The sequence below is a fragment of the Actinomyces sp. ICM47 genome, from assembly GCF_000278725.1.
Lineage (GTDB): Bacteria > Actinomycetota > Actinomycetes > Actinomycetales > Actinomycetaceae > Pauljensenia.
On sequence record NZ_ALCA01000082.1, the window covers coordinates 1 to 12779 of the forward strand.

At 64.2% G+C, this 12779-nt stretch carries 10 protein-coding genes; 1 reads left to right on the forward strand and 9 read right to left on the reverse strand.

The window, feature by feature from the left end; genetic code table 11:
- Nucleotides 1-430: 430 nt before the first annotated feature.
- The 9 genes from HMPREF1136_RS05140 to HMPREF1136_RS05180 all read right to left on the reverse strand — a co-directional run bounded on the left by HMPREF1136_RS05140 (nucleotide 431) and on the right by HMPREF1136_RS05180 (nucleotide 11668).
- Nucleotides 431-1186, reverse strand: coding sequence for a hypothetical protein (locus HMPREF1136_RS05140; protein WP_156791849.1), 756 nt, complete (start codon nucleotides 1184-1186; stop codon nucleotides 431-433).
- Nucleotides 1187-1929: 743 nt separating this feature from the next.
- On the reverse strand, nucleotides 1930-4002 hold the full coding sequence (locus HMPREF1136_RS05145; RefSeq protein ID WP_232204179.1) for an FAD:protein FMN transferase: 2073 nt from the start codon (nucleotides 4000-4002) through the stop codon (nucleotides 1930-1932).
- A 40-nt stretch (nucleotides 4003-4042) separates the two neighbouring features.
- Nucleotides 4043-4606 (reverse strand): hypothetical protein, encoded by a 564-nt coding sequence (locus HMPREF1136_RS05150; RefSeq protein WP_009648277.1) that lies wholly within the window; start codon nucleotides 4604-4606, stop codon nucleotides 4043-4045.
- On the reverse strand, nucleotides 4603-5418 hold the full coding sequence (locus HMPREF1136_RS05155) for an ABC transporter ATP-binding protein (protein ID WP_009648275.1): 816 nt from the start codon (nucleotides 5416-5418) through the stop codon (nucleotides 4603-4605). Before HMPREF1136_RS05155 ends, HMPREF1136_RS05150 begins: the two co-directional genes overlap by 4 nt.
- Nucleotides 5419-5428: 10 nt before the next feature.
- Complete coding sequence (locus HMPREF1136_RS05160) at nucleotides 5429-6613, reverse strand: ABC transporter permease (protein ID WP_009648271.1); 1185 nt, start codon at nucleotides 6611-6613, stop codon at nucleotides 5429-5431.
- A 5-nt stretch (nucleotides 6614-6618) separates the two neighbouring features.
- The gene (locus HMPREF1136_RS05165) at nucleotides 6619-7896 is read right to left on the reverse strand and encodes an ABC transporter permease (protein ID WP_009648278.1); all 1278 of its coding nucleotides are present in this window, start codon (nucleotides 7894-7896) and stop codon (nucleotides 6619-6621) included.
- 10 nt (nucleotides 7897-7906) lie between these two features.
- Nucleotides 7907-9226, reverse strand: coding sequence for a DUF2318 domain-containing protein (locus HMPREF1136_RS05170; RefSeq protein ID WP_009648276.1), 1320 nt, complete (start codon nucleotides 9224-9226; stop codon nucleotides 7907-7909).
- 136 nt (nucleotides 9227-9362) lie between these two features.
- Nucleotides 9363-9989 carry an iron transporter gene (locus tag HMPREF1136_RS05175; RefSeq protein WP_009648269.1) on the reverse strand — a complete coding sequence of 209 codons (627 nt, stop codon included), beginning with the start codon at nucleotides 9987-9989 and terminating at the stop codon, nucleotides 9363-9365.
- Nucleotides 9990-10045: 56 nt separating this feature from the next.
- Nucleotides 10046-11668: an FTR1 family iron permease gene (locus HMPREF1136_RS05180; protein WP_009648272.1), complete on the reverse strand. Its 1623-nt coding sequence runs from the start codon at nucleotides 11666-11668 to the stop codon at nucleotides 10046-10048.
- Nucleotides 11669-11997: 329 nt separating this feature from the next.
- Between HMPREF1136_RS05180 and HMPREF1136_RS05185 the strand changes: the two genes are divergently transcribed.
- Nucleotides 11998-12779 (forward strand): CPBP family intramembrane glutamic endopeptidase (locus HMPREF1136_RS05185; RefSeq protein ID WP_009648274.1); only part of this gene is annotated, 782 nt, incomplete at its 3' end.

A 12779-nucleotide genomic window follows, 5' to 3' on the forward strand; every position in this document is an offset into this window, starting at 1 on the left:
CCGCTCGCCGTCCGCGCCGCGAGCTTTGCTCGGCGCGTCGTCTCGAAGCCCGGCCAGGCCCTGCCACCGCCCACCGGCACCGCAACCAGGCCCCTCCGACACCCCCACACCAGTGGCGCTCGGTATGCTGACGTACGGTTTAGCACATCATCCCGACACCCCTCCAGGCCCTACCCCACCCACCGGCACCGCAACCAGACCCCTCCGACACCCCCACACCAGCGGCGCTCGGCATGCTGACGTACGGTTAGCGCATCGTCCCGAAGCCCGAGTAGGCACCGCCTCCACTCACAGGCACGGAAGCCGGACCCCGCTTCCACGGTGCCGCTTGTTCCTAAGTGGTGTTACACCATTTAGCTGGGCATTACACCACTTCCCAGGCGGTGTAATGCTCCCTAACTGGTGTAATGCTCCCTAACTAGTACAGACCTCATCGAGCATGGACATGAAAACGTCGGCTTGGACCATCGCACGCGGCAGACGGCAACGCCCACAACGCCTCAGCATGCTCAGGGATGGCAACTTGATGCGGACGAAGGAGCTGGATCGCCCACGCACGTAACGCATTGAAGTCTTCATAGTCTCTCCAAGAGACCCTGTGGATCCTCCAACCGGCACTACGCAAGTCATTTTCGCGCTGGATCCAGTCACGCTTCGCCCGGGCAAACTCAGCATCGTCCTTGCCCAACTTTCCAATGCCATCGAACTCGAAGATGATCATGAGCCCCGGAATCGCAATATCCGCGAAATAGCGGCGTCCGTTGATAATGATCTCGAACTGGGTCACGACTTCGAAGACGGTCACCGACTTCAAGACCCACAGCAACGCAGCCTCGGCTGGGTTGTCACACCCGGGATCAGCGGCGACTATCAGGCCCTGTGCCCGCCTGTAGGGGACACATTCTTTTTGATTCCGATACAGATCCAAGCATTCAAGCATCTTGCCTCGAACGCGTTCAGCTCGTTGCCTACTTTCTTCCTGAGATAGCAACACGAACCGAGACTCGTGGCGCAACGCCATGCAAATCGCCACGAATCCGCTGAGACGTTCCGAATAACAAGCCATGCGAACTGCCGCTTCAACGACAGATTCACATCGCAACCGATCAACGATCTCGATGTTGCATTCACAGGGCTTCTTCACTGTCGAACACACAAACGTCGATGGAATAGTCACCGTTTGCATGGTGACAGCCGGCATTGAGCGCCTACCATGCCGCGACGCGCACCAGATCACGACATCGGGATTTGCCTCCCAGAGCGGTATCGACCGTGCAACGAATGAACTAGCGCCTACGAACACCGGAGAGCAGGAGCTACTGTCACTCACGACAAGTAATCGAGCCCTGGCTACGAGAGCCCATATCTCCCAGTAGGTCATCGGCGGGCCGGATCGATCGATCATGACGTAACGTCCGCGCTGAATACGAAGTACATTTCCTGACGACAGATCCCCCACTGAAGGCCGTCCATCTGTCGAAGACCTAATAACAGTCAGCGATTGAGCGTTCATATGCCCATCATCCGCACGACGACAAGCGTTGTCACGACCTGAGAGCAGACCTGTGGATAAAGCCCAGTCGCTCCGAAGGTATGTGGATAACTGCCACTCTCGTATGCATCTGTGAACACTCGTGGCACAATCGCTAGTCGAAATCGATCAAACGCCAGCATTCTCCACATATCCACTTGTTCCTAAGTGGTGTTACACCATTTAGCCGGGCATTACACCACTTCCCAGGCAGTGTAATGCTCCCTAACTGGTGTAATGCTCCCTAACTGGTGTAATGCTCCCTAACTGGTGCAGAACTACCCATCACATGACGCAGTAATCGAGATAGGCACGCAAGGACACAGCAGAAGCTCACGCCCCCGATGGACTCAACCGCCACGTGCCCGACTCAAGCCACATGCGGCGGACGCACGGCCTCACCCCCGCTCTGCCCGCACCAGGCCAACGACCTGCGCCGAGGCCGGGGTGCCCGTCACGCGAGCCCAGCGCGCCACGACCGCGTCAACATCCAGCGATGGGTCAACGAGGAGGGCCGTCGACAGCGCTTCTGCTAGCACCCCCGACGTTGCCACCACGCTCACCTGGCGCACCCCCGCACGCGCCGGATAGCCTGTGCGCGGGTCGATGATGTGGTGGTCCAGCAGGCGCGAGGAGGGTGCCGCCCCATCGGCGTGAGAGGACACGGTAGCATCGGTCGCACACACGGGTGTTTCACGCAGGGACGAGGCCTGCCCTCCCCCGGTGGGCGCGCCCGGCTCGGCAGCAATAACAGTGGCATGAGTACGGGCATCAGTGCGAGCCTCAGAAATCACACCATCAGAGCCAGCACCACCCGCGACAGAACTCTCGCCTGACACGCCACCACCAGCACAGCCCCCACCGCCCTGCGCACCGCCATGTACACAGTCCCCACCGCTCTGCGCACCGTCATATACACAGCCACTCGCACCTGTTTCACGGGTTGTTTCACGCGCGACAGCGTTCACTGCGACGCCGCTACCATCGACGGGACGAGCGCCATCGCAGTGATCGGGTGCGCACTCGCGAGCATGATCATCAGCAGAATCGGCAACCCCACGCTCGCCGTCACGCGCGGCGCAAAGGCCGCCCAGCGGCCCCAAGTTGTCCCCCGACGTTGACAGGGACGCCATATCGCCCGCGGGAAGTTCCACGACGCCAGAAACGGCCGTGGGCGCGCCGTTCGGGTCGCGCAGGCCTGCCCGCCACGCAGAACCGTCGGCACGAGTCCCAAACACGGACACCGACGACGTCCCCACCGACACGAGGACGCCGCGCGCCCCCATAGACACCGCGAGATCGCGGCATGTATCGGCCGTGTATCCCTTCGCAATCCCGCCGAGGTCCACGCGCGGACTCAGCGCGTCATGCCCCTGATCGCCTGGAAGCACAGCCGCGCCCAAATCCGTCTCGCAGCCCACCAGTGCACGCGCGCCCGAGGCATCAACGCGTGCCGCGTCTTGTGCACCGCTGGAATTGGCAGCATCCTCTCGCCGCCCTGACGAACGTTCACGCTGCTTATCGCGGGTACCGTCGCCTGGCACGCAGGGTGCGCCAACGTCGGCAGTATCGGTCCCGCACGCAGAGTCGTCAACGCTGCGCAGCGCCCACTGCCTCTCGCCGACGCGCGACAGCAAGCGCCACGACGAGGCATGCAACGCCGCCTCGACGACACGAGCAGACGGCGCGGGAGGTAACGGCGTACCCGCGACGAAGGCGGCCCGCATGGCCCGCACGTCCCACGCGGCAACGAGCGGCCCTACCAGCGGATTGAACGCTCCCCCAGTCGCCTCCGCGAGCGTCAGCGCGTCGCGCAGCAGCCGGTCGGTTTCTTCGCTGACGACGAGGCCTGGGCTGACCTTCGCGTCACAGGCTCCTTCGCGGGATGGTTGCGGGCGGTGCGAGGCGGGATGCAGTGCATCAGAATTCTTGGTTGTGTCGGAGGACGTAGCGGACGCTCCAGCGGCTGTCGGGCCGGTGCTCCCATGCGCGCCATTGATCGCGAGAATCCCTGAATCTGACACGCACGAGGTATCAACGCGGAACGCAGCGTTGAGCCGCGATACCTCGGAGGATGACCGGAACACGCTCCACAGGTCTTCGTGGCGTGCCACGACCTCAACGAGGGCATTCACGATAGCCATGCCCTCGCCGCCCCACCCGATGATGTCGACGCGAGTGCCCATCGCGGGGAAGGACGAGCGCCACATCGGTGGGACGGAGGGAACCGCAGCCCCCTCATGAGCAGCGGCACCGGTGAGCGTTTTCTCTGCGGTGCCCGACGCGCCGGACGCTCCGCGAGAATCGGTGGCTGCATCGCCGCACGTCTCAGCCGCAGCATGCGACGCACCCGCAGCGCGGGCAGACCCCGAGGAAATAGCCACGGCCTCGTCCCCCGAGCCGCCCGCAGAGCGCACGGCACCCACGGAACCCCCAGAGCGCACAGGACCCGCAGAGTCCACGGCACCCACAGGGCCCGCAGAGTCCACGCAGCCCACGGCGCGCACGGGCTCAGCTGTCGGAGCCGTCGACGTCGCTGTCCTTCGTGGAGTCGTTGAGGCCGGGAATGTCGATGTCGTCGGCACCGTCGGGAGAGACGCCCTGGGCGGCGGCGATGGCGCGGATCGCGGCCTGCACGAACTGCTGGTGGGCGACGGTGGCACCGGTGATGACATCGACCTTGGCGGGGTCGCCGACCTGGGTGAGGTTGTCGGAGTACTCCTGGTAGGAGGCGACAGCGGCCTGTGCTTTCTTGTAGTAGTCCTCGTTGAAGACTTCGCCCGACGAACTCTTGCCGTATTCAGCACCCTTGTCGGTGCCGTCGGCGAGCGTCGTCTCGTAGGAGGTGGCTGTGATGCGCCCGCCTTCGACGGTGATGGTGATGGTGCCGATAGAACCCTGGTCGTCGGCGTTGGACTGGGCGGTCCACGTGCCGTCGCTGAGCGGCTTGCTCATGTCGAGGCCGGTGGTGGGCGTGCAGGCGGCCAGGATGGTCGCGCCGAGCGCACCGAGGACCGCGAACGAGGCCGGGGCGACCCAGCGGGATCGGGTATCGAGCGTGGTGGGCGTGGTCATCGCACCTTGTCCTTTCCGCTGCGCGCGGCGCCATCGCGGCCAGGCAGGACGAGGCCGGAGGCGCGCTGTTCAAAATCGTGGTCGTGCCACGTTTCCTTGACGACTTTACCGTGGTCGAGCCGGATTTCGCGCTGGCCCTGTTCGGCGACGAGCGCGTCGTGTGTGACGACCATGAGGGTCGTGCCGTCCTGGTGGAGCTGGTTGAACAGGTCGAGGACGATTTCCTCGTTGGTTTCGTCCAGGTTGCCGGTGGGTTCGTCGGCGAGGACCAGCTTGGGGTAGTTGATGAGGGCGCGGGCCACGCACACGCGCTGCTGCTCGCCGCCGGAGAGCTGGCGGGGCAGGTGACTGGCGCGGTCGGCCAGACCCACGCGGTCGAGAGCCTCGAGGGCTTCCTTTTCGTCGGGCATCGAATGGTAGTACTGCGCGACCATGACGTTCTCGAGGGCGGTCAGGTGGCCGATGAGGTGGAACTGCTGGAAGACGAGGCCGATCGTGCGGCAGCGGACCTCGGTGAGTTCGTCGGCGGTCAGGTCGGAGATGTCGTGCCCATCGAGCATGACGGTGCCCTCGGTGGCGGTGTCCATGGCTCCGACGATGTTCATGAGGGTCGTCTTGCCGGAGCCGGACGGGCCGACAATGGAGACCCACTGGCCGCGTGGGATCTCGAGGGACACGTTGTCGAGGGCGTGCAGGTCGCCGTAGATCTTGGAGACGCTCTCCAGGCTCAGCAGCGCGTCCGTGGAGGTCGACGAGGCCTTGGCGGCCTCGGGCGCATCGGCGGCGGCGGTGGGGGTGTCGGGGGTAGTCATGGTGGCTCTCTCATTCTCCGCGCAGGACGAGCGCGGGATCGACGGCCAGTGCGCGGCGCACGGGCGGGAGGCAGGCGAGGACGGCAATGAGGATCGAGCAGGCGACCGTGCCGAGGAGGATCACGGGGTGCAGCGAGATGGACCGGTGGAACACGGAGGTGGAGATGAGGACGGCGAGGCCGTAGCCGGCCCCGGCACCCAGGACTCCTCCGATGAACCCGAGCATGACGCCCTCACCCATGAACTCGCGGGTGATGGATCGGGCGGTCGCGCCCAAGGCCTTGCGCAGGCCGATCTCGTTGCGGCGCTCGGTGACGACGGCGATCATCGTGGTGGATACGCCGATCATGGTCAGCGCCAGGACGATGACGGTGATGACGATGAGCAGGGACCTCAGCATGGTGAGGACGCCCGCGTCGGACTGGGCGAGGCGTCGCACGGTCTGTGCATGAATGTCAGGGTTCGCGGCGTTCATCGCGTCCGCAACGGCACTGAGCTGTTCGCCTTCCAGGGTGATCGAGTACTCGGCGAGCGACACGGTGCCGCTGGTCCCGGTCAGCGCATCCATGTCCGAGGTGGACATGTACACGTAGCCGTCTTCGTTGCCTCCGGTCTTGAGGATGCCGGACACGGTCAGGGTGACGGTCCTCGGATCGACCTTGAGGGCCGAGGCCTGCGCCCCGGACTGCGCAGCAGCCTTCGACGAGGCGCTCGCGTCCAGCTGGCTGATTGTGATCGTGTCTCCGGCCTTGACGTCGATGGTCGAGGCGACCTGCTCGCCCACGAGGACCTGGCCCGAAGCCTCGGGCCACTCCCCGTCCACAAACCAGTACGGGTTCATGGCGTGCACGGCACCCAGGTCTGCCCCGCCCGCGACGTAGGGCTGGTCGTTGATGGTGACGGTCTCGTAATCAAACGCGGCGGATCCGACCAGAGCGCTCGCGGGCACCTGGGCGGTCGAGGTGGCCACGGCCTCGTCCGTGAGGACCCCGTCACCGGCGGGCGTGACGACGAGGTTTGCGCCGTAGGAGCGGATCTCGCGGGCCATCTGCGCAGGCACATCCACCGCGATGGTGACGAGGCCGGACAGGGTCGTCGCACCGATGGCGACGGCGAGAATCGCGATGAGGACGCGGGAGCGGCGGCGCAGGATGGAGGAGATGACCATCCGCCAGAACATTGCTCGTCTGGACATAAGCATCACCTTCCGTGCAGGACTTCGGCTGCGTTGAGGCGCAGCAGGTAGCGGATCGCCGGGATGGAGGCTCCCAGGACGACGAGGATGACGAGGACGGCGACGAGGCCGACGACGACGGGCGCGAACGCGATGGACGAGTGGAAGACCATGTATCCGATCGCCTGGGCCAGAGCGAGGCCTCCGCCGTAGCCGAGAACCCCGCCGGCCAGGCCCACGATGATCGTCTCCGTGAGGAACAGGGCGATGATCTGTTTATCTTTCGCGCCCACGGCCTTCATGAGGCCGATTTCGCTGGAGCGCTCCATGACGCCGGCGGTCACCAGGTTCGCGATGGCCAGGGCCGAGGCGATGAGAGCCAGGATGGTCACGAGGACCATGAGCAGCTGGGTCTTCTCCAGGATCGTGCCTTCGGACTGGGCGACCTGGCGGACCGGGCGGGCCACGGAGTCCGTCATGACTTCCTCAATCTGGTAGGCGATCGAGGAGACGTAGGCCGTGCAGTACCACGTTTCCTTCTCGGACACGCTCAGCGAGTTCGGGTTCTTCGCGGCCTTGCGGGCCAGGTCATTGTCGGGGGTCGTCAGCGCCGAGACCTCGACGCTTCCGACGGCCCCCTCACGCCCGATGAGTGTCTGGGCGGCGGGAAGCTGGATAAAGACGCCGCGGTCGGCGTCGTCACCGCTAGTGATGATGCCGCGCACCGTGAAATCCTGGGAGACGCCCTCGCGGGTGAGCGTGAAGGTGTCGCCCACGTTCAGGCCGCGCGCCGAGGCGTAGGACGTGCCAACGATCGCGCCGGTCGCGTCATCATCCGCCGGCCACGCGCCCTGAAGACCCCACCAGCCGCGCAGCTTGTCCAGACCAGTCTCGACGCTCTCGCCGGTGGCCAACTCGAGGTGGTGGCTGAACCACGTCCCCGTCGTGGGCACGTGCTCGCCGCTGGCGTCGGTCGCCGACACGTTCAGCAGCGGCGCAAAGTCGAGAATGTTGTAGGTCCAAAAGATCGTTTTGATGTTGCCCAGCTCGTCCTCGCGCAGGTACGAGCGCGCCTCTGAGGCCTCGCCCGTGTTGTACAGGTCATCGAGGACGGCCGCGCCCTGAGGACGCACAACAATATTGGCACCGTACGACTTAAGTTCCTGGTTGACCTTGTCGCCCACGTTGAACATGACGGAGAGCATGGACGTGGCCACACCCGCGCCCAGGGCGACGGTCAGGGCGATCATGAGGTGGCGGTTACCGCGCCTCGTGAGGGCCCCTCGCAGCATTCGGAAAAACACGTGAGTCCCTTTACTTCGCGAAGATGGAGGCCGAGGCCTCAAGCGCCGAAATCGGCACGGTCAGTGTCCCGTTCGAGACCTTGTAGTCAATGGGGATCGGGTTACAGCCACCCTTAAAGCCGATGGTCGCGATGTTCATCGCCACTTCACACAGCTTGCAGATGACCTTGCCGTCCTTCTCGTAGTAGCCGGTGGGGCCGCAGATCTCGCACGCATCCAGACCCACGCCATAGGAGGAACCGGACTTTTGAATGACGATGAAACGCACCTTCACGCCGCCCGAGGTCGTGTACTCGAAGCGGTGCAGGTGGCCGTCAGAAATGTCGGCCAGGTTGACGCTCACCTGGTCCTCGACGACGCTGTATGACTCGGGGGCGGACAGCTCGACTTCCTGGCTACCGTAGGCGACACCGACGGTGATAAGCAGCGCACCGCACAGATAGCCGATGGCGGCGGTGCCCGCCATGGACTTATAGAGGCGCGAGCGGGCACGGCCCAGGCGGCCCTCGGCCGGGTTGGCTCCAACGGTCGGAATGGAGCGCGAGGCCACCCACGTCAAAACAACGACGATGCCCAGGGCCACGGCGGCCACGATGGTGAAGACGGCCTCGTTGTTGATGAACCAGGAGATGACTGCCCACGCTTCCTTGGACGTCTTGATCCAGCGCTTCGCCTTGAGGATGCGCACGAACAGCAGCGCGTAGTTCGACAGCAGCGCAGCCAGGATCACGGCGGCCGGCCACACGCGGTTATTCCACGCGCACAGCCGGTACGACACCCACGTCAGGAAACACACGAGCACCCACGCCAGCGCATAACCGACAATCGCGAGCACCATCGGCGTCGAATACAGCTGCACGCCGCCCGACGTCATCATGAGCGCCTGATTCATTGCGGTGGGCACGCCGCGGAACAGGGCGAAGGCAATGAAAAGCGCGCCGACCAGACGCACGAGGCCATCCCCGCGCAGGGCGGTCTCCATGGACGAGGCAGCCCGGGCCTCGTCGTCCATGGTTTCCGTCAGGTGAGCGCGCATCCGGCGTGCGCGTACAGCAACCAGAGCGAGAAAAATCAGGGCGAGGACCACCGCGATCGGCAGCGTGTAGAGGCCCACGGTCTGGCGGTTAACAGACTTGGGGGCTTCAACATTGATAATCGTGAGGGCCAGGGAGGACGCCATGCCCACGATGATGCCGCCCCACACGGCCCTCGAGCGCGCCAACTTTCCGCGGCGTCCCCGTCCAGCTGCGGGCATAAAGCGGATGACGGCTCCGACGGCAAGCATCGTCAGCAGCAACGTCAGCGTCGCCTCACTCATCTGCACAAGCATTGGCTTTCCTCTCTCACCAAAGGCACACCGAAGTCATGCGGCTCCGGTGCCGAGTGTAGTCCCCCACGGGGGCGCGGGGCGAGGCCAGCGATCCCGGGTGGACCACGGCCTCGTCCCCGCGTTGCTTAAGCGTCGATCACCACGAAACGGCGGTGGGGTCCCACTGCCAATCCGGGAACTCGGCGACGAGGGGTTCGGTCCAGAAACGGCCCTCAACGCCCGTGGTCTTATCGGTGTGCAGCAGCCAACCGCTGGGGGGCTTGATCGTGAAGGTCACGTCGTAGGTGCCGGCGTCGAGCTTGGGCAGGTTCAGGCCGTAGTGCGGGCCGTCGGACGCGTTCATCGGCATGAGCGTGCCCTCCTGGACGGCCGTGCCGGACTTGTCCTTGATCGCGTAGTCGACGGTCAGGCCGGGGACGAAGTCGCCCGCGCCGTAGCCAAGCTTGTTGTCAGCGGCGGCGGAGACGTCGGCCTCAATGTGCATCGAGGACTCGGCGGCCGGGGTGCCCATCTCAGGCTCCATATCGACGGGCTGGAAGTAGACGCCACCCACGACGAGCGGGCCGACGTGAACATCGTCACCCAGGGGCTGCTCCTCGAAGCCAGCGTCCTCGCCGGGCGCCGCGCCCTCGGAGGCCGAGGTGGAGGTGGAGGTGCCCGTCTTGGAAGTGGACGAGGAGGAACCGGCGGAGCAGGACGCCAGGGTACCTGCGAGTGCCAGCGTGGCCAGGGCCGCGCCGACGCGGAACAGAGAGCGCTTCATATGATGATCTCCTGTGCGTGTTGGTTGGGTAAAACGTCGGTGTCGCTCGAGAGGAGTCAGTCCTCAGCCCGCGACTGGGCGGCCTCGCGGGCGAGGCGAGCTTTTCCGAAGAAATAGAGACCGACGATGATGGCGAGAACGATGGCTTGCGCGGCCAGGTTCTCCACTCGGGGGTAGATCCCCAAGAGGTCAATGGTGGGGAAGCCGGAGATGGGCGTCAGAGACACGACGTCCGCCTCCTGCAGTTCCCCGATACCAGAACCCGTGAACGTGAAGGCCATGAAGGCCATCAGCAGCGAGGTAATGGTGAAGAAGGGGCGCAGCGGGATGCGAACCGCCGCGAACTGGATGAGCAGGTAGATGACAACGAGGGCCACGAGGCCGACCGCCAAGCCGATCCACACGTAGTGGACCTTGTCGCCCGCGGCGGCGACGATCGGGACATAGAAGAGGATCGTCTCGGCACCTTCGCGCAGGACCGCGAGGAAGGAGATGAAGGCGAGGCCCAGCAGGGAGCCGCTGCTCAGCGACGCATCCGTCTGCTTCTTGATGTACTCATCCCAGGCCTTGTTGGAGGATTTGTTGATCATCCAGTTGGAGACCCAGATGAGCATGACGACCGCGAAGAGCGCGGCGAAGCCCTCAAGGAGTTCCTGGTTCGCGCCCGCCAGGGAAGTGACGTAGCTGAAGAGGACGGCCAGACCGATGGACAGGGCGAAGGCGAGCGCCACGCCACCCCAGACGATCGGGGCCTTGTTCTTGTGACCGGCCTTGGCCAGGTAGGCCAGGACTGCGGCGACGACGAGGATCGCCTCCATGCCCTCACGCAGGATCACGAGGAGGGAGGGCAGGAACTGCGCGAGCCACGGGGAGGTGCCCGAATCCTGAGCGGCCTTGCCGGTGTAGCCGTCGAGGCTGTTGGCGTCCTCGCGGATGTAATTCGTCAGCGTCGCGAGGTGCTGGTCGACCGCCGCCGAATCATCATCGGTCATGGCCTTCTTGAGGAGCGAGAACTCCATTTCGACCTGGGAGACGCGCGAACCGGAGATGCGGCTCATAACCTGCTTCTCCATACCGGTGATCTCGTAGTGCTTGTAGTAGGCCTCGTTGACCTTGTCCTTACCGGCCTTGGCGTCGCCGCCCTTGTAGGCGTTGGCACCGTCATTAAGGATGCCGTTGATAGTCTTGGCGACCTCGCCCCACGCGCCGGGGCTGTAGTCGTTCGACGAGGCCTGGGAGGACGTACCGGGGGCTACACCGTCCAGGGACGCGGCGTCTTCAACGATGTACTGCTTGAGGGTCGTGGCATAACTGTCGACGCCCGCGCTATCACCGTCCGTCATGGCCTTCTTGAGGAGGGAGAACTCCATTTCGACCTGAGAGACACGCGAACCGGAGATGCGGGCCATGACCTGCTTCTCCATACCGGTGATCTCGTAGTGCTTGTAGTAGGCGTCGTTGACCTTATCCTTGCCGCCCTTAGCGTCGCCCCCCTTAAAGGTGGACACGCCTTCGTCGATGAGGCCGTTGATCGTCGTCGCGACGTCGCCCCACGTCTGGTTGGCCGCGCGCGACGGCACAGCGACAATCGCCACGACGAGAGACGCCATGACCAGGGCGATGAGAAGACGAATAGACCGCTGGACAACATGATCTGCGCGAGCACGAAGCACTGCCATCGCTTGCCTCCTGAGGGACCGGCGTGATGGGCGCGCCGGGATGATGGGTTTTCTACCCATTGAGCGTAGCCACATCTCGCCCAGGTGAAAAGTAGTCCGATTAGGTTCTCCTAAATTGCAACCCCGTCGTAACGTTATTTAGCGCCCCCTCGCACTCACCTTCTGGGACCAAAGGCCCGCAATTATTGTTTAGTGACACGATGCCATAAACGCGCTTGCTTGCAGCGATTAGTCAATGTCACCACTCCCCCGCCAGACGCCGTTCTATTTCAAAGTCTGTCAGAATATCCCCGCACCACCCTTCAACGACAGGAAGCACCCAACAGCCCGTGACCACCGACCCTCACCCCGCCGAAATCTCCCTTTCGCCACAAACACCGACCGAATTCCCCGCCCCCCTGCCTACCGTCACCACGACGGCGGACGCCACCCCGGCCTCGTCCCCCACGCGCCCCACCCGCGCCGACTGGGGGCGCATCGCGATCTTCGGGATCCCCTACGCAGCGTTCTTCCTGCTCGGGCTGGTGCCGGCTTCGATCATTCCGCAGTCGTGGGACCTGACCACGGTCAATATCGCGATCGATTCTGTCTTCCTGGTCATGGTGTTAACTTTCTTCTGGCGCGAGTTCGCCTCCACTTTTTCCTACCTGCGCACACACCCTCTCCTCAAGATTGCCGTACTGTTCGGCCTGTGGTTCGTCGTCGCGGTCGTCCAGCTTGTCTCCCGCCTGGCCATCTACGGCATTAACCCGCCGGTCGCCGAGAACCAGCAGCTCGTCATCGACGCCCTCACAAGCAGTCGACTCGCGCTGCCGTTCGCATTCTTCGTCGCCGTCGGCGTGCCCCTGGTGGAGGAAATCTTCTACCGCCACATCCTCATCGGCAAGCTCAGCGCGTATGCGCCCACGTGGGCCGTTGCGTCGATCTCTGCGCTCCTGTTCGCCTACATGCATTGCCACCAGTGGCAGGACATGATCGCCTACCTGCCCATCAGCATCGTCCTGACGCTCGTTTACGTGTTCTCCCGCAAGAGCGTCGCCTACTCGTGGATGTTTCACGCGCTCAACAACTCGATCATGGTGGCCCTGATTTTCGCCATGCAGGGAGCTTT